General features: G+C 51.7%; 23 protein-coding genes and 1 pseudogene. 12 read left to right on the forward strand and 12 right to left on the reverse strand.

Annotated elements, in window-relative coordinates:
* Positions 1-81: 81 nt before the first annotated feature.
* The 11 genes and pseudogenes from Q0Y65_RS04200 to Q0Y65_RS04245 form a co-directional block, all read right to left on the reverse strand.
* Complete coding sequence (locus tag Q0Y65_RS04200) at positions 82-579, reverse strand: hypothetical protein (RefSeq protein ID WP_297957482.1); 498 nt, start codon at positions 577-579, stop codon at positions 82-84.
* Positions 572-1,513, reverse strand: coding sequence for a 16S rRNA (cytosine(1402)-N(4))-methyltransferase RsmH (rsmH, locus tag Q0Y65_RS04205; RefSeq protein ID WP_297957485.1), 942 nt, complete (start codon positions 1,511-1,513; stop codon positions 572-574). Before rsmH ends, Q0Y65_RS04200 begins: the two co-directional genes overlap by 8 nt.
* 57 nt (positions 1,514-1,570) lie before the next feature.
* Positions 1,571-2,002, reverse strand: a complete 432-nt coding sequence (locus Q0Y65_RS04210; protein ID WP_297957489.1) for a division/cell wall cluster transcriptional repressor MraZ — start codon at positions 2,000-2,002, stop codon at positions 1,571-1,573.
* A gap of 425 nt (positions 2,003-2,427) precedes the next feature.
* Positions 2,428-3,057, reverse strand: a complete 630-nt coding sequence (locus Q0Y65_RS15725; RefSeq protein ID WP_363293519.1) for a SpoIID/LytB domain-containing protein — start codon at positions 3,055-3,057, stop codon at positions 2,428-2,430.
* Positions 3,058-3,063: 6 nt separating this feature from the next.
* Positions 3,064-3,168, reverse strand: a pseudogene (locus Q0Y65_RS15730) (stage II sporulation protein D); the annotation flags it as partial.
* A 604-nt stretch (positions 3,169-3,772) separates the two neighbouring features.
* Positions 3,773-4,732, reverse strand: coding sequence for a class B sortase (locus Q0Y65_RS04220; protein WP_297957494.1), 960 nt, complete (start codon positions 4,730-4,732; stop codon positions 3,773-3,775).
* Between the two features lie 20 nt (positions 4,733-4,752).
* Positions 4,753-6,459, reverse strand: coding sequence for a class B sortase (locus tag Q0Y65_RS04225; RefSeq protein WP_297957497.1), 1,707 nt, complete (start codon positions 6,457-6,459; stop codon positions 4,753-4,755).
* Positions 6,459-6,995: a CinA family protein gene (locus tag Q0Y65_RS04230; RefSeq protein WP_297957500.1), complete on the reverse strand. Its 537-nt coding sequence runs from the start codon at positions 6,993-6,995 to the stop codon at positions 6,459-6,461. The genes Q0Y65_RS04225 and Q0Y65_RS04230 overlap by 1 nt, the downstream gene beginning before the upstream one ends.
* 70 nt (positions 6,996-7,065) lie before the next feature.
* On the reverse strand, positions 7,066-8,244 hold the full coding sequence (thiI, locus tag Q0Y65_RS04235) for a tRNA uracil 4-sulfurtransferase ThiI (RefSeq protein WP_297957502.1): 1,179 nt from the start codon (positions 8,242-8,244) through the stop codon (positions 7,066-7,068).
* Between the two features lie 32 nt (positions 8,245-8,276).
* Positions 8,277-8,789 carry a hypothetical protein gene (locus tag Q0Y65_RS04240; protein WP_297957504.1) on the reverse strand — a complete coding sequence of 171 codons (513 nt, stop codon included), beginning with the start codon at positions 8,787-8,789 and terminating at the stop codon, positions 8,277-8,279.
* Between the two features lies 1 nt (position 8,790).
* Positions 8,791-9,921, reverse strand: a complete 1,131-nt coding sequence (locus Q0Y65_RS04245) for a cysteine desulfurase family protein (RefSeq protein ID WP_297957507.1) — start codon at positions 9,919-9,921, stop codon at positions 8,791-8,793.
* Between the two features lie 190 nt (positions 9,922-10,111).
* Between Q0Y65_RS04245 and Q0Y65_RS04250 the strand changes: the two genes are divergently transcribed.
* Positions 10,112-12,628 (forward strand): YfhO family protein, encoded by a 2,517-nt coding sequence (locus Q0Y65_RS04250; RefSeq protein ID WP_297957510.1) that lies wholly within the window; start codon positions 10,112-10,114, stop codon positions 12,626-12,628.
* A 16-nt stretch (positions 12,629-12,644) separates the two neighbouring features.
* Positions 12,645-13,181, forward strand: a complete 537-nt coding sequence (locus Q0Y65_RS04255; RefSeq protein WP_297957513.1) for an NUDIX domain-containing protein — start codon at positions 12,645-12,647, stop codon at positions 13,179-13,181.
* Between the two features lie 44 nt (positions 13,182-13,225).
* Here the strand turns inward: Q0Y65_RS04255 and spoVG are convergent, their stop codons facing one another.
* Entirely contained in the window at positions 13,226-13,537 is a 312-nt protein-coding gene (spoVG, locus tag Q0Y65_RS04260) for a septation regulator SpoVG (protein ID WP_297957516.1), read from the reverse strand.
* A 265-nt stretch (positions 13,538-13,802) separates the two neighbouring features.
* Here spoVG and murC point away from each other — a divergent pair, with 265 nt between their 5' ends.
* From murC to mreD, 10 genes are all read left to right on the forward strand, one after another.
* Positions 13,803-15,218 carry a UDP-N-acetylmuramate--L-alanine ligase gene (gene murC / locus Q0Y65_RS04265; RefSeq protein WP_297957519.1) on the forward strand — a complete coding sequence of 472 codons (1,416 nt, stop codon included), beginning with the start codon at positions 13,803-13,805 and terminating at the stop codon, positions 15,216-15,218.
* Between the two features lie 3 nt (positions 15,219-15,221).
* Positions 15,222-15,803, forward strand: a complete 582-nt coding sequence (gene lexA / locus Q0Y65_RS04270) for a transcriptional repressor LexA (RefSeq protein ID WP_297957522.1) — start codon at positions 15,222-15,224, stop codon at positions 15,801-15,803.
* A gap of 30 nt (positions 15,804-15,833) precedes the next feature.
* The gene (locus Q0Y65_RS04275) at positions 15,834-16,718 is read left to right on the forward strand and encodes a hypothetical protein (protein ID WP_297957526.1); all 885 of its coding nucleotides are present in this window, start codon (positions 15,834-15,836) and stop codon (positions 16,716-16,718) included.
* Between the two features lie 188 nt (positions 16,719-16,906).
* On the forward strand, positions 16,907-17,269 hold the full coding sequence (locus tag Q0Y65_RS04280) for a cell division protein ZapA (RefSeq protein ID WP_297957529.1): 363 nt from the start codon (positions 16,907-16,909) through the stop codon (positions 17,267-17,269).
* Positions 17,269-19,302, forward strand: coding sequence for a U32 family peptidase (locus Q0Y65_RS04285; RefSeq protein WP_297957531.1), 2,034 nt, complete (start codon positions 17,269-17,271; stop codon positions 19,300-19,302). The genes Q0Y65_RS04280 and Q0Y65_RS04285 overlap by 1 nt, the downstream gene beginning before the upstream one ends.
* On the forward strand, positions 19,302-19,739 hold the full coding sequence (gene dut / locus Q0Y65_RS04290; protein ID WP_297957534.1) for a dUTP diphosphatase: 438 nt from the start codon (positions 19,302-19,304) through the stop codon (positions 19,737-19,739). Before Q0Y65_RS04285 ends, dut begins: the two co-directional genes overlap by 1 nt.
* A gap of 36 nt (positions 19,740-19,775) precedes the next feature.
* Entirely contained in the window at positions 19,776-20,039 is a 264-nt protein-coding gene (locus Q0Y65_RS04295) for a DUF4321 domain-containing protein (protein WP_297957538.1), read from the forward strand.
* Between the two features lie 171 nt (positions 20,040-20,210).
* A complete protein-coding gene (locus tag Q0Y65_RS04300) occupies positions 20,211-21,227 on the forward strand; it encodes a rod shape-determining protein (RefSeq protein WP_028521100.1) in 1,017 nt (338 codons plus the stop codon).
* A gap of 11 nt (positions 21,228-21,238) precedes the next feature.
* Positions 21,239-22,105, forward strand: coding sequence for a rod shape-determining protein MreC (gene mreC / locus Q0Y65_RS04305; protein ID WP_297957542.1), 867 nt, complete (start codon positions 21,239-21,241; stop codon positions 22,103-22,105).
* Positions 22,095-22,673, forward strand: coding sequence for a rod shape-determining protein MreD (gene mreD / locus Q0Y65_RS04310; RefSeq protein WP_297957545.1), 579 nt, complete (start codon positions 22,095-22,097; stop codon positions 22,671-22,673). Before mreC ends, mreD begins: the two co-directional genes overlap by 11 nt.
* Positions 22,674-22,687: the final 14 nt, after the last annotated feature.

Genomic DNA, 22,687 nt, shown 5'->3' on the forward strand with positions numbered 1-22,687 from the left:
AACTTCGGCATATATATTTTTTCGTTGCCGATAGTGTTCATTTTAATAACAGGCAGTCCATGTGTTATATTTATATTGGTACTACCCTCTGAAATATTCCACGCATTTATCGAAAAGGGACTTTATTTTCGCGATCACGCCCTTTTCCTGCTCCGGAATAGTCACGACATCGCCTGTCTGAATCTTCTTGTAAGTGATCTGCGAGGAATTGAGTTTTACCATTCCAAGCGACTGCGCATATTCTTCTATGTTCTTTGCGGACATCTTACTGTCAAGTTCAGACTGGAGTCTTACGTTTTCGGCTTCGGCGCTATCCAGCTTCTCGTTCATTGCGGACACCTTGTTGTACATGGTGTTTCGCTTGTCAAGGGAATAGATAACCGAGCCCAGCAGCGCGGCAGCCAGCAGAGATACGAATAATATGGTGAGTATGGAACCGCTTCTTGCTTCGTTCTTACTCATTTCGATCTCGGGCTTCTGCTCAGAACCGTTCTGCACTACGCCGTCAACATCGGTTGTCTCATCTGTGTCGGCGTCGTAGCTTTCGTCGTTATAATAGCGTACAGTGTTTTCAGCCATTGCTTTCCGCACTCCTTTCTATTATTCTGAGCTTAGCGCTTCTGCTTCTGTTGTTTCTTTCGAGTTCCTGTTCTTTAGCCTCTAACGGCTTTCTGTTTACAAGTTTCCCCTGCGGCTTGTGTCCGCATACACACTGGGGGAAGTCCGGTGGACATATACAGCCCCTGCACCATTCCGCGAATTTCTGTTTGACTATTCTGTCTTCAAGGGAATGGAAGGTTATGACTGCAAGGCGTCCGCCTGCCCTCAGGCTGTGGAAGGCATCGTCGAGGCCCTTTGAAAGGTGCTCGAACTCTCCGTTTACCGCTATCCTTATTGCCTGAAAGGTCTTTTTGCATGGGTTCTTTTCGCGTCTCGCCTTCTGAGGAACACTTTCTCTTATTATATCGGCAAGCTGCATAGTAGTTTCTACGGGAGCGCTTTCTCTTGCTCTGACTATATTCGACGCTATTCTGCGGGAGAATTTTTCCTCTCCGTACTCGAATATTATCCTTGCGAGCTCCTGCTCCGTGTAGGTATTGACTATATCGGCTGCGCTCATGCCCTCCTTGCTCATACGCATATCCAGCGGAGCGTCGGAGTGGTAGGAGAAGCCTCTGCTTCCCTCGTCGAGCTGGAATGAAGAAACGCCGAGATCCATAAGGATCCCATCGACGTGATCGATCTCAAGTTCATCGAGGACCGCTCTTATTTCCGAATAGTTCCTGTGGAACACCTTCGCGTTTTTGTAGACCGAGAGCCTTTCCGTCGCAACTGCGACAGCATCGGGATCTCTGTCAAGAGCGATGAGCCTGCCCTGTGCATTAAGGCGGGCTGCTATTGCAGAGGAGTGACCTGCACCGCCTGCGGTACCGTCAACATAGATACCGTCCGGACGGATATTGAGTCCTTCGATACATTCCTCGAGCATAACAGGTATATGGCTGAATTCCATTTGCTAAAACTCTCCTTAATCCGACGGGTGTCGGAAACAAAGACAAAAACGTCCGTATCAGAGAACGAGATCGGCAAGAACGCTGTTGATCTCTTCCTGAGAGATACTTCCGCTGAATTCTTCCCACTTTGCCTTATTCCATATCTCAGCTCTGTGATTTGCGCCGATAACAACGACCTCGTCGGTGATACCTGCATGGTCTCTGAGCTGCTGGGTGATGAAGATACGACCCTGCTTATCGGGGGTCTGCTTATCCGCACCTGCAAGGAGCATACGTCTTATGTCGCTTCCCTGCTTACCGGGTATGGAATTGAGCTTGTTGCAGTATTCCTGAAATGCTTCAGGCGAGTAAACGGCGATGTAGGCGTCATCAGGTCCCTGACAAAGGAAAAACTCGGGTCCGAGGATCTCTCGGAGCTTGGTGGGAAAGCTCATACGGCCTTTCTGATCTATACTGGGGTAATATGTACCGCATAACAGATCTGCCATTGAACTTCGCCTCGCTTTCCTTTGAAACTCAGGAATGATTTACCATTTTTTGGAAAATTTCACTTCCCATCACCTTTTTTCACCCTAAAACTATTTTATCATCATTCGGGGAGAATATCAAGATGGAGTATTAGACAATGATTAACACAGAAATCGCCTATTTTTTGTTGATTTTGTTCAATCATTAACCAAAGGATGTTCAGAAACGAAACAAACGTTTTTATTTTTGTTAAATTATTTTCTTGCAAATCACCTTTTTTCACCTTTTTGGATGTTTTTCAGGTTTTTTTCACCTCTCGGCTTCACCTTTCATCACCAAAAAGGAGAAATAAGTCTCCGGATATAGAGTGCCGTATCGTTCTCCTCTATCCAAAGACTTATTTCTTTTGTTCTTCTTTTATCTGTTTGCAGCCTTCCGCTGCTCATCAATCATATGTATATGTAAGATTGAATTTCGATGATTTAAGTCCCATCATCATTGAGAAGGGGTAGCCCTTTGCGTAGGTCTGTCCGTCAATGAGGACGTCGGTGACATAGCCTGTCTCGTCTGAGTATACAGGCTGGATCCAGTTGCCCGGATCATCGGAAAGGGTGATGTTGTAGGCTGTTTCCAGCTTCTTCTTCACGGTCTCCGCGCTCATATATGTAACTGTTCCCCAGTGGGGATCAAAGGCTGCGTCGTAATCGCTGGGCACGCTTCTGAGGTAGGGATAATCCGCATAGAACACCTCATAGCAGTTTGCCGAGCAGCCTCCGCTGGAAGCGGAGAATACGGTCAGCGCATAGTTGTCGTCGTAGTAAAGCGCCTCGCCAAGCACCTCCTCACAGGCGTCTATGACAACCTGGGGCGGATTGGGCTTGCCTCTGAGGTCCTTTGAGTCGTCGCCGTTATACTTTATATAAGTATATACCGCAACTGCCTGTGCCTTGATAGCCTCGTAGGAGAAGCTTCCTCCCACCTCTCTGTTGACTATCTCGGATACTACTTTAAGAGTATCGCCCGCAGGCTCGTGAGCTATGGTGAGCTCCTCCTCATCGGTGAGGCCTGTATTCATAAGATATGTTCCGGGATAATAGTGGAACAGGATATCCTGATATGTCCAGCCTGCATAGGCCGCATAGAAGTTGGCGCCGTTCTGGCTCATGCCGACTCCGTGTCCCCAGCCGTAGGTCACAAATGCGAACTCTCCGGGCTGTGCCGCTATGCTGGGATCGGGCTGCGACTCGGGGATATCTCCCACATAGGCGCCCGAGGTCTTGAGCTCGACAGCCGTAGGCTCCTTGCTCCTGCTCTTTGCGGCATTCTTTGACAGAGTAGGCGTACCCTTTCTGAGTGCGCTCTTTTTCTTTGCGATCTCTTCCTCAAGAGCCTTGCGTTCCTCCTCGGAGAGACCCTTGAAGGGATCGGCGGGCTCGCCCACCTTTGCCATTTCAGGCGTTGCAAGCTCATAGCTTATAAGCGACAGACTGGAATCGTATTCGCTGATATCAGCCTTCACCCAGTCCTCGGGCATCTGCTGCTCGTCCTCGGCCGTTTCGGCTCCGGCAGCGGAAGAAGCCTCCGTTTTATCAGCTGCCGTGGTATCCTCCGCAGTTGCAGTTACCGCCGTGGTTTCCCCGGTATCGGTACTGTCCGCAGTTTTCATACCCGTTGTGCCCGAGATAACAAGTACTCCCGAGACAGCAGCTGCTGCGCGTTTAAGCAATTTCTGCTTTTCCATAACGATCTCCTTTTAAAAACATAAGGTCAGTTCACTTTTACGGATATAATCAGTCGTTCTTTTGGGGCGTGTCATGCTCGGCTGCTTCTTTCTCTTTTTCCTGCTGAGCCTTCGTCCATGCCTCCGTGTGCTGTATAGTTGTCATGTCTCCTGCGACCTCGCCCTCCCTGAGTTTTCTTGCCACTACGAGGAAGCGTGAATTGTCCTCGTCCGCATAGCAGGTGGAAAGGGTAAGCAGCTGGTCGCCGTATTTTACGTCAACTCCCGTATCAAGCAGCTGTCTGCTGCGGCAGTTGTCAATGTAGAAATTGAATTCTTCCTCTGAATCCAGCTCCTCCATGTTCCAGTAATGGAAGTCTGTTGCATTGTAGCTTCCGCTGGTTATAAGGAAGGCGAAGATAACATAATCGTATTCCTTATAGTTGGAGCTGTACTGTATAAAGGGACTTGCCTTGTAGAACTCGAAGTCCTGACGGTACCGTCTGAGGCAGCCCATCATATTGCCGTTCCACATGGCGTGTCCGTATATCACCTGATTTTCGGAGTGCATACTCTCGTCGCTTCCGAAATCATCACGGTAATCAAGGTAAAGGGTGCCCTCCTGGTCGTGGTTCCTGTACAGGTCATGATCCAGATAGAAGGCGTCGGGGATATAGCCCTCGGGACCGTAGTAGGGATCGTTTTCTGCGATCTCTCCCGGATCCTTGACAACGGGATAGTCCAGCTGGAGCCCGTCTATTTTAAGCCAGCCGACGATATCCTTGTTTTCTCTGAGCAGGGACTTTGCTCTCTCTGTCCTGCCGTCCTTGGACGGGGCATAGCCGATCTTGTCAGACCAGCCGAGAGGAAGGACTCCGCTCTGCTCGGTAGAGGGCTCGGCAGTCTCTGTGATACTGCTGACCGTGGGCACATCTTCACTGCCCTTGTTCAGCAGCAGAGCGTATCCGCCCAGTCCGAGAGCAGCCGCACAAACTGCGCAGGCTGTAATGGTTTTAACTTTTTTGCTCATTGGTGATTCATCTTCCTCCATCAACCGTACGGAACGAATTCTCCGTCAGGATCGTAGCGCTCATTGGGGTGAGCCTGATAGTACATAGTGGGCCACTTGATATTGGGGTTGGGTCTGCTGTTCTGTGTGCCCGCCTTTGGATCCTCGCCGTCCCTTACACGTCTTGCCATTATTATGAGACGGCCTGCCTCCTCGTCGGGGAGGGTGGTATTGCAGGTCGAAAGAGTTATGAGCGGATCGCCGTACTTCACATCGACGTCGTTCCAGCCGAGAGACCTCTTCTTCGCCTCGTTCACAAAGCCGTAGAACTCGTTTTCGTCAGAGAACTCCAGCTCGTTCCAGCAGTCGTACTTTGTCTCGGACTCGTCTGTTGCGTCAAGAATGAAGTAAGCAAATATCTTATATGTGTACTTCTGGTAATTGGAGCTGAGATATATGATCGGATGCTTGCTGTAGTAATCCGCGTGTCTCTGGTACCATTTAAGGCTTCCGAACATCTGCTCATCCAGCATATTGTGTCCGTATATAACAAGGTTTCCGGAATTGGGGCACTTGAGATAGCCGTCCTCGTCCACCTCGTCGAAATGGTTCCTGAAGTCAAGGAACAGCTCGCCTGCCCTGTTCTCGCTCATGTCGAACTTCTTGTCCAGGTACTTTGTATTGTCCTCGGACTGCATAATGGGGTTATTTATGGGAGTATCGGGGATAGTGATGACTCCGACGATATCGTGGTTCTGATCCCAGAGCTTGCGCGCTCCGTCCAGCATACCCGAAAATCTGATCCTTGTCTCTCCGTTCTCCTCAACAGCCTCAGTGGTGGCTTCCCTGTCCTCGTAGATGTCGTATATTTCCATTATCTCCCTGGTCTTGTGCTTGCTTGCCCACAGCTCGTAGTAATAATCACCCACGAGATATCCGCATACGAATATGGCAGCGACAGATCCCAGGAATACTATCTTTCTTATGCACTCAGGCACGCTGTCGCCCTTTTCGGGGAGAAGTCCGCGCAGCTTCTGTGCAAAGGTCTTTTTCTTCTTCTTTTTCTTCTTTTTTACGGGAGGCTTCTGTGAGACGCCCTCCTCCTGCGCAGCCCTCATAACGGGTGCAGGCTCAAGCTTCTGCTCCTCTTTCGGAGCAGCCTCCCCGGTGAAGCGCTTCACGGGAGTGAACACAACAGTATCCTCGGCGGCGTCAGCCCGTAAAATATCAGCTGCCGACTCTGTGTGTATCTCCTCTTTGCTGAAGCTCTCATCGTTTATATTGCTTTCAGCGGCATACTGCTCCTCAGCTGCGTGATCGTCAGCGAATACATCGCCTGTGTCCGCAGGGGGCTCCGAGAAATCCTCGGTTATCCTCTCCGCTATCTCATGAAGCTCCTCCTGTGCGGGAGACTCCATGGTAGGGATGATGTCCGAGATATCGGGACCTGCTTTTTCCGCAGCGGCGGCAGCTGCTCTGGCCTCCTCGGCCGCAAGTCTTGCAGCCTCCGCCTTTTCGTGGGCAATGGCCTCGTCCAGCTCGTCAAGTATATCAGCGGCAGTGGAACTGTGTCTCGGCTCGGTGCGTCTGAGCTGCCCCAGCTTCGCCTCGGCGCGTTCCGTATCCGCCTTGTTTTCGTATGTCGTCGGAGCGACTTCCGCTTCGCCGCGGATAGACCTTCTGATAGCTCTGATCTTTTCAGCTCTGCGCTGTGCCTCGGTCATTCCGTCGGTCATCTTCTCGCTCATCAGTCCGTCCTCGCCTCCAACAGTGTTTTTTCTACGGTCTCAAAGGCAAAAGCAGCGGCGCATCTTCTGATGTTTTCCCTGCTCATGTCGCTGAGCTTCCAAAGCTCGGGCAGACACACGAATTGCCTGCCGCAGATATCGAAGCCGATATATACCGTTCCCACGGGAGTCTCGGCAGTTCCGCCCGAAGGACCTGCGATACCCGTTACCGAAATGCATACATCCGCCCCCGAGCATTCCTTCAGTCCCCTGACCATGCTCAGAGCCGTCTCCCCGCTTACCACGCCGTACTTACTGATAGTTTCGGCAGGTACGCCAAGGAACCTGGTCTTTATGCGCTCGGAATAAGTACATATCCCCAGCTCAAAGACCGCAGACGCGCCCGATACTGATGTAATAAGCTCTGAAAGAAGTCCGCCTGTACAGCTTTCCGCCGTAGCAATGGTCAGACTTTTCCGTTCTAATAATTTTACAACATTACTGACCAATTTGTCAAGTTTTTCGGCATTACATTCAGAAAATTTACTGCTTACCACTAAATCGCCATCCTTGCTTTAGTTAATATTGTACAAATATACTGTGATGATTTTGTGAGAAAATTAAGAATTATTCTCCAAAATTAAAGGTTTTCATCTCTGTGTTTTCCACAGCCTTCCGGATAAGGGGCTCGAAATCGAAGCTGTTCTGAGCCTTTTCGATATCCGCAAGCTGAGGTCTCACCTTGGGATGACGTGGAGTAAACACCGTGCAGCAGTCCTCATAGGGCAGCACAGATGTATCGAATGTGTCTATTTTACGCGCGATCTCGATGATCTCTGTCTTGTCCATGCCTACGCAGGGACGGAACACGGGGATACGGCACACTGCGTCGGTGCAGACCATGGCTGCCATAGTCTGGCTGGCCACCTGTCCCACGCTCTCGCCCGTAATAAGTGCAAGGCAGTTGTCCTTGGCCGCAATGCGCTGGGCTATCTCCATCATGAGTCTTCTCATTATAATAGTAAAGAACTCCTCGGGGCAGTTATCCTTGATAGCCTCCTGAAGCTCCGTAAAGGGCACGCAGTAGAATGCGATTCCGCCGCAGTAGTCCGTCAGCTTCTGACAGAGGGTCTCAACCTTGAGCTGTGCGCGGTCGGAGGTATAGGGCGGGCTCACATAGTGTATGGCTGCTATGTGTACTCCGCGCTTTGCCATCATGTAGCCTGCAACGGGACTGTCGATACCGCCAGAGAGAAGAAGCAGTGCCTTGCCGCTGCTTCCCACGGGAAGTCCGCCTGCTCCCTTGATATTTTCCGCGTGAACAAAGGCGTTCTCGTCGCGTATCTCAACTGTAACGGTGACCTCGGGGTTCTTGACGTCGACCTTCAGATGAGGGAACCTCTCCAGCAGCCTGCCGCCCAGCTCCATACATATCTCGGGAGACTTCATGGGGAAGGCCTTGTCGGAGCGCTTTGCGTTGACCTTGAAGGTCTTTGCGCAGCTCAGTACCTCCTCAAGGTATTCATAGCTCTTGCTGCATATGTCCTCGAAGTCCTTTTCGCACACGCAGGCGCGGCAGTAGGCGGCGATACCGAATATCTTGCCCACTCTGTCCGCCACCTCGCTGAGGTCGATATCGTCATCCAGGGGAGTTATATATGTTGTGGACTGAGCGCTGGTCAGCTGAAAATGCCCCAGGGGCTTCAGTCTGCGCTTGATGTTCTTTATGAGCATATCCTCAAAGGTCTTTTTGTTGAGGCCCTTCAGTGCCATTTCACCGTATTTTACAAGTATCAGTTCTTTCATTTTCTTCTCCTATACTATTATAAATATAAACGTCAGCCGGTATATGTATCTCCCTCGGCAGCATTGTAGTAACCGAGAACCAGCTTGTCCTGCCTCAGAGGGTGCTCATTGCTCATTTCGATAAGCTCTGAACGGCTGTAATATCTGAGCTCGCTGTCCTTTATGGGGCGACGCGCCGCCCACGCTTCGCAGGCCTTGCCGTCCTCGAACTTTACCACCCAGCAGATCTCATGGTCGTGGATGTACTTATTTGTCATGCTCTCCGCAAGCAGCTCGCAGGGATCGTTTACCGAGCCCTTTCCCCTGATGATGTACTCCTTGTCGGCAGGCACCTTCCCGCCGTTCTCCTTGTAATATTCCTCCACCTGGAGACTTACGGCATTGAAATAGGTCTTTGCCGTTGCGTTTCTGGAGCTGACCTTTGAACCCGTGGTCATTTTCATCTCCGCGCACAGCAGCCAGAATCCTCCCGCTGCCAGCACGGCAAGTACCACAAGAACTATGATTATTTTTTTCAACGGGTTCTTCTTTTTTTCTTCTTCCATATTAACCCCTTACCTTTTCCATACCCTCACGGAGAGCCTCGCAGAACATATCAAGCTCCGCCTCTGTAGTCTCCGCAGTCATGCTTATACGAAGTGCGCTGTCCGCACGCTTATCCTTAATGCCGAACTGTCCCAGAACGCCGCTCTGCTGTCCTTTTGAACAGGCCGAACCGCTGGAAACGTATATCTCTTTGCTTTCAAGGAAGTGGAGCATTATCTCCGAGCGCTTGCCCACCGCGGATATATTCACCACATAGGGCGAGCCGTCTTCGGGAGAGTTCACGGTCACTCCCTCAATGCCGCTGAGTTTATCGAGCAGATACGCTTTAAGTCCGCTTACCTTCTCATAGCGCTCGGTGATAGTCGGAACGAGCTTCTTCACAGCCGCTCCGAAGGCCGCTATGAGCGGAACGCTCTCGGTACCCGAGCGTATGCCCTTTTCCTGCTTGCCGCCCGTGATGACGGGAAGTACGCGGACACCCTTCTTTATGTAAAGAGCTCCCACACCCTTGACTCCGTGTACCTTATGGGCGCTGAGGGAAATGAGGTCGGCGCAGAGGGCGCTCGCCTTTACCGGCAGCTTCATGTAGGCCTGCACGCAGTCCGTATGGGTTATGATATCGGGGAAACGGCGCTTTACAGCGGAAAAAGTCTCCTTTACAGGCAGGATATAGCCTGTCTCGTTGTTGACGTACATCATGCTGATAAGACAGGTCTCATCATCGCAGGCGCTTACAAAGTCCGCCGCATAGAAGCGGCCGTCCTCACGGGGGGATACCCTTGTGACCTCAAAGCCCCTGCTCTCAAGGTCGGAGGCTGTCTCGTCAACAGAGGGGTGCTCCACGGAGGATATGACTATCTTCTTCCGCTTTCTGCCGTAGGCTGCGGAGGCTCCGCGGAGAGCCAGATTATTGCACTCTGTGGCTCCCGAAGTGAAGTATATGCAGCCGCTGTCAGCGCCCACGGAATCCGCTATGGTCTTTCTCGCCCCGTCCATAAGGAGCTGCGCCGCAAGACCTGCACGGTGCAGCGACGAGGGATTCCCGTATTTATCCGTCATGGCTTCCACGGCAGCCGCAGCTGCTTCCCCGCAGGGCTTTGTGGTCGCCGCGTTATCAAGGTAAACTTCCATTATCCGTCCCCTTCATTTCATTATAGTAACGTAACTTATATTATAACATATCTTTATTGTAAATGCAAGCTGTACGGGCAAAAGGGCAACTCAGCCGAAAAATCGAAAATATATTCTGTTTTTTGTTGCTTTTTATGAGTTTTTGTGATATAATCAATTTGTATATCTATTTTTAACGGAGGAAGAAACAGTGAAGAAAAGGCCCCGTACCTCTGACTGTACCAAGGAAAAATACCTGCTCGCTTTTCTGCTGGGCTTCGGCACCATGCTGTTCACGGTACTGCCCATGATGGTCAGCGAACGCGGATATTTCATCTATTACGGCGATTACAACGCTCAGCAGATACCCTTCTACAGTCTCGCCAACGACGCTGTCCGCAGCGGCGGTCTCGGGTGGAACTGGTACACCGATCTGGGCTCGGACTTTTTCACCTCCTACTCCTTCTACCTCAGCGGAAGTCCCTTCTTCTGGCTGACGACGCTTCTCCCGAGAGGTCTGGTGCTGTACTCCATGCCTGTGATACTGGCTGTGAAGCACGGCGTGGCCTCGCTGACGGCCTACGCCTTCATCAGACGCTTCGTCCGCAGCAGGAACGCCGCGCTGACGGGAGCTCTCCTCTATGCCTTTTCCGGCTTTCAGGTATACAACATCTTCTTCAATCACTTTCAGGACGTTACGGCCCTGTTCCCACTTATGCTCATCGCCATGGAGGAGAACGTCAACCGCCGCCGCAGAGGCGTCTTTGCTCTGACCGTGGCGCTTATGGCCTGCGTGAACTACTACTTCTTCGCAGGTCAGGCCGTGTTCCTGATACTATACTACTTCTTCAGAATGAAATGCGGCGACTTCCACACATCATGGCGGAAGTTCTTCGGCCTTGTCCTTGAAGCTGTGCTGGGTACTCTTATGGCGGCATTTATACTGCTGCCCTCGGCTATGGCGCTTATGGGCAACTACAGGATAAGCGAAAGGCTCTACGGTACGGACATGACGGCCTATACCGACAAGACCCTGCTGCCGAGACTGGTGCAGTGCCTGTTCATGCCAGCCGATCCCCCAGCATACATCAACCTTTTCCCGTCGGAGTACGAGAAATGGGCCTCCATAGGCGCATACCTGCCGCTGTTCTCAATGGCTGGAGTTCTCTCCTTCATGCGTATGCGCAGAAAGCACTGGGCGACAAAGCTGCTGCTGTGCTGCGGTGTATTTGCTATGGTGCCCATACTCAACAGCCTTTTTCAGGCTGCCAATTCCTACTATTACGCACGCTGGTTCTATATGCCCATACTGGTAATGGCCATGATGACCGCCCATACCATCGACGACGAGGACAACGACGGCTTCTTCGGCCTGAAGGTCTGCGCATTTATGACCGCTGCCTTTGCAGTCATCGGCTGCTTACCGAGAAAGCCCGACGAGGGCAAGAAGTGGAAGCTCTTCACTCAGCCCGAGGATATCCTGTACTTCTGGATAACCGTGGCTGTGACCGTAATATTCCTGATCTGCGCCTTCCTCATATTCCGCAGGAAGAAAAAGGGCAGGCTCAGCACCGCCTTCGTTGTATTTGCCACTGTTGCCGCATCTATCGGCTGCGTATTCACCACCACTCTCTACGGCGCCAACAGCGTGGGCTACGCCCGCGAGTACATCGACACCGCCATTGACGGCGAGGACGAGGTATGGGAGACGGTGGACAGCGACAGGTTCTTCAGGATAGACATATCCTCTGACTGCGACAACTATCCCATGATATGGGGGCTCCCCACCATGAGAGCCTTCCAGAGCGTGGTCAATACCTCTATCATGGACTTCTACAGCTATGTGGGTGTTCCCAGGGACGTGGCGTCAAGGGCAAAGCTCAGCCACTATGCTCTCCGCGGTATGCTCTCGGTAAAATACTACTATAAGGAAAAGACCGAGGGATGCAGCTATCAGGAGCTCCTTACAGCTCCCCCGGACAGCTCCTCCGAAGTGTCCTCCGACCTTTCCGAGGAGGATATCACAAAGGTCATTATCCCCGACGAGCTCCCTGCCTTCCGCTATGTCGGCGAAACGGAGCACTTCGAGATATACGAGAATACCCTGTATGTTCCCATGGGCTTTGCATATGATACCTATGTGACAAAGGCCGCTGCCGACGACAAGTCAAAGCTCAAGCGCGAGAAGCTGATGATGAAGTCCCTTGTGCTCTCGGAGGAACAGGCCGAGAAGTACGGCGATATACTCACCGAATACGATCCCGAAGCCACAGTGGGTCTCACAAAGGCCTCCTATGAGGACTTCTGCCGCGAAAAGCAGCTCTGCGCCGCCAGGAGCTTCACCTATGACTCTCACGGCTTCACCTCGGAGATAGACCTCGACAAGCCGCAGCTGGTATTCTTCAGCGTCCCCTACAGCAAGGGCTGGACCGCCGAGGTCAACGGCAGAAAAGCGGATATCGAAAGGGTCAACGAGGGCTTCATGGCCGTAAGGGCGGAAAAGGGCAGCAATACCATAGTTTTCCGATACTCCACTCCCTACCTCAGGGAGGGCATAATCATAAGCTGCGTCAGCGCCGCAGTGCTTGCGCTGTACGTCCTCATCTTCCGCAGGAAGCGCGGAAAGGGCGACTTTTATGACATCGGCCGCTGCTACGGCTACAACTCATGCGAAAAGATAAAGGCCGCACAGGAATACTGTGACAGCCTCTTCGATAACAAAAAATAACAACGGAGGAAAAGCAATGCATCTTCAGGAAAAAACACTCACCAGCGATGAGGTGTACAAGGGTCCCATATTCACCATAACTCACGACACTGCCGAGCTGGAAAACGGCAATACGGCAGTGCGCGACGTGCTCCGCCACAACGGAGGAGTCTGCGTTATCCCCATTACCGACGAGGGAGATATCTTTCTCGTAAAGCAGTTCCGCTATCCCTTTCAGACCGTGACCCGCGAGGTACCCGCAGGCAAGCTGGAAAAGGGCGAGGATCACGCGGAATGCGGACGCAGGGAGCTGCTGGAGGAGACGGGCTTTACCTGCTCCGAGTACATCTATCTGGGGGAGATGCTCCCCACTCCTGCATACAACAGCGAGATAACCCATATCTACCTTGCAAAGGGACTGAAGTTCACCAGACAGTCGCCTGATCCCGACGAGTTCCTTGACGTTGAGCGCATACCTCTTTCGGAGGCCGTGAAGCAGGTCATGGACGGCACTATCCGCGACGGAAAGACCCAGGTGGCCATACTGAAGGCGGCAAGGATAATGGGTATATAACAAAAAGACCCACCTCCCGGCAGGTCTTCATGCGATCCAACATATCAAAGCTCTTCAGCTTCTTCCTCAGCGGCTTCCACGGCAGACTCAGTCTCCATTATAGCCAGCTGTCTCTCGTAAGCTTCAAGAATATTCTCCTCAAAGAGCTTTCTTGCGGCAGGAGAAATGGGATGAACAATATCACGGAAAACTCCGTTCTCGTCCTTGCGGCTGGGCATTGCCACGAACAGCCTCTCATCTCCCTGTACGACTTTGATATCATGTACGGCGAACATATCGTCGATAGTAAGGGATACTACCGCTCTGAGCCTGCCATCGGACATGATCTTTCTGATCTTTACATCTGTAATTTCCATAGTTCTTCCTCCTTAATAAATAGTGTGACTCATGGGTTACGCGCTGAAAAAATTATATCTTTTTCTCAGCCATTTCAGCGAACAGTAAACCTGTAAACTATTATAGCGCATATTTTGTAAAAATGCAAGCTATTTTTTGCAAGTTATAAGAAAAAATTATAATTATTTGTTTTTCTGCTTATTGTCAGGCCGCTCAGAAGCGGTCTGCTGATATAAGTCCTGTCCCTTCAGGACCATTCTATTCATTCAAAGAAAGGTGATCATTTTGGATATCAACATATTAAAGGGCAAAAAGCACATTCACTTCATTGGCATAGGCGGTTCGGGTATGTACCCCCTGGCACAGATCCTTCACTCACAGGGCTACTACCTGACAGGCTCGGACAACAACGAGACCGAGACTCTCGACGCCGTCAGAAAAATGGGCATTCCCGTTTTCATCGGTCAGAGAGCAGAGAATATCGAAGGCGCAGACCTCATCGTCCACACAGCCGCCATTATGGCCGACAACCCCGAGCTCATGGCCGCAAGAGCCAGCGGAGTCCCGGTGCTGGAGCGTGCTGACCTCCTGGGTATCGTAACGAGCTGGTACGACAACGCTATCTGCGTTTCGGGCACTCACGGCAAGACCTCCACTACCTCTATGATCACTCAGATACTCTTTACCGCAGGCGTTGACCTCTCCGCTTATATCGGCGGCAAGCTCCCCTGCATAGGCGGAAGCGGCGTTGCAGGCAAAAGCGACATCATGGTATGCGAGTCCTGCGAATTCGAGGATCACTTCCTCAAATTCTTCCCCGATATATCCGTTATACTCAACATCGACGCAGATCACCTTGACTACTTCGGCACCCTCGAAAATATCATCAAGTCATTCCGTAAGTTCAACGAGAACACCTCAAAGTGCATTATCGTCAACGGCTCCGACGAGAACTCAATGAAGTCGCTTGAGGGTATCAGCGGCAAGGAGATAATCACCTTCGGCAGGGACAGCTCCTGCGACTATTATCCCGAGAACGTAAAGCACGAGAACGGCCTCCTCACCACCTACGACGCCATGTACAAGGGCGAAAAGCTGGGAACTGTGACTCTCCATGTGGCAGGTATCCACAATGTGCTCAACTCCCTTGCAGCCATTGCGGCTTCACGCTATGTGGGCGTTGATTTCAGGTTCATACAGAAGGGCCTTGAGGACTTCCGCGGCGCCAAGCGCCGTTTCGAGAAGCTGGGCTTTGAAAAGGGTATAACCGTAGTTGATGACTACGCCCACCACCCCACAGAACTGGAAGCTACTCTCAATGCCGCCATGGAGATGAACTTCAATCATGTATGGGCAGTATTCCAGCCCTTCACCTTCTCCCGTACAAAGCTGCTGCTGGACGACTTCGCAAGGGTGCTTCAGATCCCCGATCACGCCGTGCTCACGGATATAATGGGAAGCCGCGAGAAGAACACCTACGGCATCTTCACACGTCACCTTGCGGAAAAGATACCGGGCTGCATATGGTTCCCCCAGGACGAGTCCGCAGAATGGACCGACGAGAGAAAATACGCAAACTTTGAGCAGATATGCGACTATGTATGCGAGCACGCTCAGGAGGGAGATCTGGTCATCACTCTGGGCTGCGGCGACGCCTACAAGATCGCTAAAATGATACTGAAAAAGCTTTCGGAGGAATAAGCTATGCTGAAAGATAAAGAAATCGCTGTCTTCAACTATATCAAGTCCCGTCTCAGCGACGGTATGTCCCCTTCTGTAAGAGAGATCATGGACGCTATGGGCTTCAAGTCCACGTCCACGGCTCACAGATACATAGAGACCCTTGTCCGCGAGGGACTTATCGAAAAGACAGGCAACCTCAACCGCACCCTGCACCTCCCCAACAGCGGAACTACCTCTGTTCCCGTTATGGGTACGGTCACTGCGGGCAGGCCTATCACCGCAGTGGAGGATATAACAGGCTATATCGGCTTTGAAGCTCCAGGCGTGGATCCCCAGGAGCTCTTCGCCCTGAAGATACGCGGCGAGAGCATGATCGACGCAGGTATCCTTGACGGTGATATCGTTATCGTCAAGCGTGTGAACTACGCAGAGAACGGCGATATCGTCGTTGCCTTCATCGACCGCGAGGAAGCTACGGTAAAGCGCTTCTTCAAGGAGAAGGGACACTACCGTCTCCAGCCCGAAAATCCCACAATGGATCCCATTATCGTGGACGAGGTGGAGGTGCTGGGCAAGGTCATAGGTCTGAAGCGCTACTATTGACGGCTGCCCGTTGATATGTGAAACATGGCTATGAAAAGATTCGTAAGGATATTCGGCGTACTGGCTGTGCTGCTGACGGCTGCTCTCCTTGCCGGCTGTCATGCAATGTACCCCATTACGGTAAATGTCAGCGGCAGCAGCATCGACGATGAATTTGTAGATATCCTCCTTCCCATAGATGAGGACGATACCAATTACCTTATGATAAGCGGCGAGGCAGGATATGTCCTCAATATGGAAGACACCGGCGTAATGCGCACGGAGCTGTACAGCTACTGTGACGGCGGCTACAGAAGTATGCTTATCCATCACGAGCTGTCCGATTACAGGATAACCCACGGCAGCAATACCGCCGAGGTAAATCTGTACCTCAACGGCCGGAAGGATTTCACGGAGATGTGCGATAAATACCGCACTTTCAAAATAGCACTTGTCGACAGGAACGGAAATATCCTCGATGTTTCGGAGAAGTTCGATCTCAGCACATACAAGGGCGTATACGTCGATAAGATAAACTACGACCGCAGCACAGGCAGATTTGATGTGAGTTATCTGTACAACAGATCGTTACTCATAGCGGTGACCGAGGCCGCAGCAGAGACTGCAATGCTGGCGATCCCCATGATAGCCGTACTCGGACTTGCGGCAATTATCATCATCAGAACGAAGGAAAAAGGCAATATACCAAATATCGCCCACAGTCTGCTGTTTCTGATACCGCTGCTCCCACTTGTCCTGTATATCGTTATACGCATTGACTACGCCGTAAAGACCGCCGCTCCCCTGTCGGAGGCGTGGACGGACTTCACCGCCCTCAGCGGCGGAAATATCCTCATGGCGGCATACCGACTGCTGCCCGTTCCCATATTCATCGCCGTAACGGTTTGGGCAGCGATAAACAGGAAAAAACAATGATCCCTGCACGAGCAGCCCCACAGGACTTACAGGCATAATAAGCACAGCCCCCGATCTACAGGTAAAACTGCTTGTATCCGCTGTGCTGAGTAAAAAAATAAAAAATTTTTAAAAACCTCTTCCATTCTTATAAAAAATAGTGTATAATGTAAGGTGGTAAAAAATTCGCCACAGAAAGGACGATACAAATGCTTAATGAAGTAAAGGTCATAATCTGCGGTAAGGAGTACAAGATCAAGACCGCTGAAGCTCCCAATTACGTTTTTGCCCTGGCAAGAGCGCTGGAAACAAAGATAAACGAGATCACTTCAGCAAACGGTTCTTCTCCCTACGCAGCTTCCATAATGGTGTCGATGGCTCTCCTCGACGACCTCAACAAGGCTAATCAGCGCCTTGACAATATCCGCGACCAGACAAAGGAATATGTGGACGAGGCAGGCAGGACACGCATCGAGCGCGACGCTGCACAGAAGGAGATCGAGGTGCTCAAGTCCAAGATCGTTCAGCTTGAGAATATGGTCAAGCTCAAGCAGCTCAGCGACAGTATTTAATGAAGCAAACGGAGATACTCGCCCCCGCAGGAAGCATGGAGACTCTCCGTGCCGCCCTGAGATCGGGTGCGCAGGCCGTCTACATAGGTGGAAAACGCTTCTCTGCCAGAAGCAGTGCCGCCAATTTCTCCATGGAGGAGATAGCAGAGGCCGCAGAGCTCTGCCACAGATACGGTGCAAAGCTTGACCTGGCAGTAAATACCGTTATTTCCGACGGCGAGGCCGCAGACTTCTGCGAATATATAAGGGCTGCCGCCAAAAACGGCGTGGACGCCTTTATCGTTCAGGACTGGGGCTGCGCGGAGCTCATACGCCGCTGTGTGCCCGACGCCGTTCTTCACGGCTCCACACAGATGTCGGTGCATACCGCCGCAGGCGCTTCCCTGCTCCGTGAGCTGGGCTACGCAAGAGTGGTCCCTGCAAGGGAGCTGGACAGGAACACTATTTCCCGTATATGTGACACGGGTATAGAGACCGAGATATTCGTACACGGTGCGCTGTGTATGTCAGTCTCGGGTCAGTGCTATATGTCGGCCATGATAGGCTCCCGCTCCGCCAACCGCGGATGCTGCGGACAGGCCTGCAGGCTGCCGTTTTCTGCTTTGGGAAATAAGGACAGAGCCGCACTTTCACTGAAGGATCTCTCCCTCCTGCCAAGGGCAAGGGAGCTTGCGGACATGGGCGTGGATTCCTTCAAGATAGAGGGGCGTATGAAGCGTCCCGAGTATGTGGCGTCGGCCGTACACGAACTGAAAACCGCACTTGAGGGCGGTATCCCCGATATGAAGCTCCTCCGCGGAGTTTTCTCCCGAAGCGGCTTTACGGACGGCTATTTTACAGGCAAAAGAAATGATATGTTCGGCGTCCGCGAAAAAGACGATGTCATCGCCGCCAGTGAGCTCATTCCAAAGATACATGAGCTTTACCGCTTTGAGCGGAAGGCGTATACCGCTGACTTCCATGCCGTCATAAAAGCGGGACAGCCCGTTGTGATAACCGCTGTATGCGGTGATCTGTCGGCTTCCGCACAGGGAGACGTCCCCGAAAAGGCCATGAACCGTCCCACTGATGAGGAGGGGCTGAAAAAGCAGCTCTCAAAGCTGGGAGATACGGTATTCACATTCGGCACTCTCTCCGCAGACATAGATGAGGGGCTCATAGTCCCCGCCGGAAAGCTCAACGAGCTCCGCCGACAGGTGACGGAAAGGCTGACAGCTCTCATCATAAAAAGCAATACTCCCGTATATACCGTTACGGACTACTTTCCTGCAGCAGATACGGACGCGATACATAAAGACGCGGAAAAGCTTCCGCTGAGGACATTCTGCCGTACCGCTCAGCAGGCCATAGCCGCCGCAGAGCTTTCGCAGTACGTCATAGTTCCAGAGGAGCTGATTAATGAGGAACTTCTCGGCGCCGTGGACGCTGAAAGGATCATCGCCTCTCCCCCTCGGTTCATCACCGACGAGGACGGCCTTACAGACAGGCTGCAAAAGCTGAAAGCTATGGGCGTGAACAGGCTTTACTGCCACACTCCCGACTCTCTTGCCATTGGCAGAAGTCTTGGCATGAAGCTTCACGGCAGCTTCACGCTGAATGCGTTCAACTCCTTCAGCGCTGAGTACCTGCGCGGACTTGGTCTTGAAGACTGCGTCTTCTCCGTGGAGGCCACACTCGAACAGACAGGTGCAGTCCGCACGGAGCTTCCGCTGGGAGCCGTTGTTTACGGCAGACTTCCCCTTATGCTCACAAGGAACTGTCCCATACGCAATGAGGCGGGCTGCGGAAGATGTACAAAAAAGCTCACCGACCGCACGGGCAGAGAGCTTCCCGTCATATGCTCAAAGGACTATACCGAGATCCTCAATCCCGACAGGATATATATGTTTGACAGGCTCGGTGAGATACATAATATCGCCTTCGGAGTGGTATACCTCTCTGACGAGGACGCCGAAGACACACGAAACGCCCTTACAGGGCGCAAGCCGCAGGGAAACATCACCCGCGGACTATACTACAGAGGTATCCTATAATGAAACTGACTTTCAAAAAGCTGGACCCGCGGGCCGTTATCCCGTCAAGGGCAACTGCGGGAAGCGCAGGCCTCGACCTGTGCGCCTGTCTGGACGCTCCCGTAATTCTTGAGCCGGGAGATATAAAAATGATCCCCATAGGCATAACCGCTCAGCCCGATTCGGACGATATCGCACTGCTCATCTATCCCCGCTCGGGACTCTCCTCAAAGTTCGGAGTTTCCCTTGCAAACTGCGTGGGCGTAGTGGACAGCGATTACCGCGGCGCATGGTTCGTGCCCCTTATAAATCACGGCAGAGAGCCCTTTACCGTTGAACACGGTATGCGCATTGCTCAGCTGATACCTACCCGTATATTAATGCCCGATATAGAAGTGAGCGACGGCCTCTCCGAAACGGAAAGAGGCAAAGGCGGCTTCGGTTCGTCGGGTATATGATAAATATGCTATATAACAAAAGATAGGAGATCAATCATGAAAAAAACACTCTATTTTCTGCTTCTTTTAATCTGTGCCTGCGTCCTGGGCGGCGTTATCGCAAACGGTGCTTCGGGCTCGTTTTCATGGCTTGGCTGGTCAAGGGGCATCTCCCTCTCGCCCAGCACCTTCTCAACGGATATCATATCCCTTACCTTCGGCTTTGCTCTCAGCATAAGCGTTGCACAGGTGATATGCATAGCAGTTGCGATATACATATATATCAAGACCGTTGGAAAGGTTTGCCCCGACGGCAAATGATCCGTTATTGTATTTTTTGACAGTTTTTTATCACCCTGCGCCCCTTCAGTTTCCGTATTATACTAATTTTTCCGCACATCTGCAAATCCCTGCGGAATAAACTTGTACATATCCCGCCTTGGTGATATAATATGATAAGTACGATAACAGCATAAATTAAGGAGCTTCAAAATGTTTACAAAAGATATTGGCATTGATTTGGGAACTGCCAACACCCTTGTATATATGAGGGGAAAGGGCATAATAATAAGAGAGCCTTCGGTAGTTGCCGTAAATACCAGAACAGATAAATGCCGCTATGTCGGCAAGGAGGCAAAGGACGTCATCGGCAGGACCCCCGGTTCCATCGTTGCCGTAAGACCTCTGAAGGACGGCGTTATCGCCGACTTCGACATAGCCACCACCATGCTTCAGGAATTCATCAGGAAGGCACTGAAGGGCACTCTCTTCACAAAGGCTAACGTTATAATCTGTATCCCTTCGGGCGTTACGGCTGTCGAGAGGCGTGCGGTGCGCGAATCCTGCAAGAAGGCAGGCGCCAACAACGTCCTCATCATCGAGGAGCCCATGGCTGCCGCTATCGGCGCAGGTCTCCCCACAAACGAGCCCGCGGGAAGCATGATAGTTGATATCGGCGGCGGCACCAGCGAGGTTGCTGTCATATCCATGGGCGGCATAGTTGCCTCACGCTCGGTAAGATGTGCAGGCGATGAGTTCGACGCGGCTATCATCAACTATATCAAGAAGAAGTACAACCTCCTCATAGGCGAAAGGACTGCCGAGAACATCAAGCTGGATATCGGCTCTGCCTTCCCCAGCGAGAAGGAGGAATCACAGGAGATAAAGGGCAGAAACCTCCTCAACGGACTCCCCGAGAATATCACCGTTACCTCAGCCGAGATACGCGACGCCCTCGTTGAGCCCCTTTCAAGAGTCATTGACGCTATCAAGTCCACTCTTGAGGAAACTCCCCCCGAGCTCTCCGCAGATATCATAGATCACGGCATCACCCTTGCAGGCGGCGGCGCTCTGCTCCGCGGCCTTGACAAGCTCATAAACCGCGAAACAGGTATGCCCGTTTATATCGCCGAGTACCCCCTGGACTGCGTTGCCGAGGGTACGGGAAAGATACTGGAGAATATCAGCGATTATCAGGACGCTCTCACCGAAAACGTCAAGTACTATTAAGGAGGAGCGCCATGCGTGATTTCTTAAAAAGCACCAGATTCAAGATATTGCTGGGCTTTCTCGCCTTCCTTGTGGGCATTATGATATACGCTGTCACCAAGGGCGGATATTCCGTTTCGGGAGCTTCCTTCATAAACACCATAACCAAGCCCTTCCGCTCTGCCTCAAACGGCATTAGCATGAAGATGGAGGGCACGGTGGATAAGCTCTCCAATGCTGACAAATACTATGAGGAGAACCAGAAGCTCAAGAAGCAGATCGGCGAGCTCAATGCACAGCTCACGGAATACGACGCCATAAAGGCCGAGGTGGAGGAGCTCCGCAAGTTCGTCTCCATAAAGGAGGAGCACGAGGACTATATGCTCTCCCAGCCCTGCAAGGTACTGGGCTATGTGACCAACGATCCATTCAAGTCCTTCACTATCGACAGGGGCTCTGCCGACGGGATAAAGGTCAACTGTCCCGTTGTTACCGCAGAGGGTCTGGTAGGCATAACCGTTGAGGTCTCCGAGCACGTCTCAACCGTAAGGACCATACTCTCCCCCGACCTCTCCGTAGCTGCAATGGCTTCGTCCTCCAGCGCGGATCAGGGCATTATCGAGGGCAGTGTGCTGGCATCGGAAAACGGCCGCACCAGACTGATACACGTTCCCAAGAAGAACAAGCTCAAGCGCGGCGACCTTATGATAACCACGGGCACCAGCGGCCTCTTCCCCAAGGATTACCCCATAGGCACCATACTGGATATCGGTATCGACTCCAACGGTCTGTCGGTATGCGCCGATATACAGCCATGCGTCGATGTCAACCGTCTTACCTCTGTTATCGTCATCACCGATTTCAGCGGCAAGAAGGAGGAAGATAAGGATGAGGATTAGAACTACCCGTGAGCAGCGTATTTTCCGCTTCAAGACCACTCTCAGGTGGATAATATACTATCTGCTCATATTCATAAGCTTCATCATTATGACCTCGGGCACTCTTTACAAGCCCGTGATACTTGTCCCACTGGCTGTAGGCATTGCAATAAACAACAATATCTACGCCTCAGCCGTAACAGGAGCCATATGCGGCTTCCTCATCGATATATGCTGCGGTAAGCTCTTCGGCTATAACGCCGTGATACTGGCATTCTTCTGTATCGCCGCAAATCTGGTCTTTGAGCTCTACCTGAAGGACAGGTTCATAAACTACTTCATCATCACCGCTGCGGCTTCATTCCTCCAGTGCTGGCTGGACTACAAGTTCTATTACCAGATCTGGGGATATGAGAACGTGGGCAGGATATTCAGGAAGGTATCCCTGAAAATATGGATATATACCGTGATATCCTCAGTATTCGTGTTCCTTGTGCTGAAGCTGGTGAACCGTCTCCTCATGCCCCGTGAGCACCTCACTATCGAGGAGGCCATAAATACCAATATACAATCGGAAAACAGACGATAAACTCACCGACCGCA

Origin of the sequence: uncultured Ruminococcus sp. (genome assembly GCF_947301925.1) — a bacterium.
Classification (GTDB): Bacteria; Bacillota; Clostridia; order Oscillospirales; family Ruminococcaceae; genus Ruminococcus.

Coding starts and splice junctions, on each gene's coding strand:
- dut (WP_297957534.1), top strand. CDS start 19,302: ATGAAACTGACTTTCAAAAAGCTGGACCCGCGGGCCGTTATCCCGTCA.
- mreD (WP_297957545.1), top strand. CDS start 22,095: ATGAGGATTAGAACTACCCGTGAGCAGCGTATTTTCCGCTTCAAGACC.
- mreC (WP_297957542.1), top strand. CDS start 21,239: ATGCGTGATTTCTTAAAAAGCACCAGATTCAAGATATTGCTGGGCTTT.
- Q0Y65_RS04295 (WP_297957538.1), top strand. CDS start 19,776: ATGAAAAAAACACTCTATTTTCTGCTTCTTTTAATCTGTGCCTGCGTC.
- Q0Y65_RS04280 (WP_297957529.1), top strand. CDS start 16,907: ATGCTTAATGAAGTAAAGGTCATAATCTGCGGTAAGGAGTACAAGATC.
- thiI (WP_297957502.1), bottom strand. CDS start 8,244: ATGAAAGAACTGATACTTGTAAAATACGGTGAAATGGCACTGAAGGGC.
- Q0Y65_RS04240 (WP_297957504.1), bottom strand. CDS start 8,789: ATGGAAGAAGAAAAAAAGAAGAACCCGTTGAAAAAAATAATCATAGTT.
- Q0Y65_RS04285 (WP_297957531.1), top strand. CDS start 17,269: ATGAAGCAAACGGAGATACTCGCCCCCGCAGGAAGCATGGAGACTCTC.
- Q0Y65_RS15725 (WP_363293519.1), bottom strand. CDS start 3,057: ATGAATACAGGCCTCACCGATGAGGAGGAGCTCACCATAGCTCACGAG.
- Q0Y65_RS04200 (WP_297957482.1), bottom strand. CDS start 579: ATGGCTGAAAACACTGTACGCTATTATAACGACGAAAGCTACGACGCC.
- Q0Y65_RS04245 (WP_297957507.1), bottom strand. CDS start 9,921: ATGGAAGTTTACCTTGATAACGCGGCGACCACAAAGCCCTGCGGGGAA.
- Q0Y65_RS04275 (WP_297957526.1), top strand. CDS start 15,834: ATGAAAAGATTCGTAAGGATATTCGGCGTACTGGCTGTGCTGCTGACG.
- Q0Y65_RS04225 (WP_297957497.1), bottom strand. CDS start 6,459: ATGAGCGAGAAGATGACCGACGGAATGACCGAGGCACAGCGCAGAGCT.
- Q0Y65_RS04210 (WP_297957489.1), bottom strand. CDS start 2,002: ATGGCAGATCTGTTATGCGGTACATATTACCCCAGTATAGATCAGAAA.
- Q0Y65_RS04300 (WP_028521100.1), top strand. CDS start 20,211: ATGTTTACAAAAGATATTGGCATTGATTTGGGAACTGCCAACACCCTT.
- Q0Y65_RS04220 (WP_297957494.1), bottom strand. CDS start 4,732: ATGAGCAAAAAAGTTAAAACCATTACAGCCTGCGCAGTTTGTGCGGCT.
- rsmH (WP_297957485.1), bottom strand. CDS start 1,513: ATGGAATTCAGCCATATACCTGTTATGCTCGAGGAATGTATCGAAGGA.
- Q0Y65_RS04255 (WP_297957513.1), top strand. CDS start 12,645: ATGCATCTTCAGGAAAAAACACTCACCAGCGATGAGGTGTACAAGGGT.
- lexA (WP_297957522.1), top strand. CDS start 15,222: ATGCTGAAAGATAAAGAAATCGCTGTCTTCAACTATATCAAGTCCCGT.
- spoVG (WP_297957516.1), bottom strand. CDS start 13,537: ATGGAAATTACAGATGTAAAGATCAGAAAGATCATGTCCGATGGCAGG.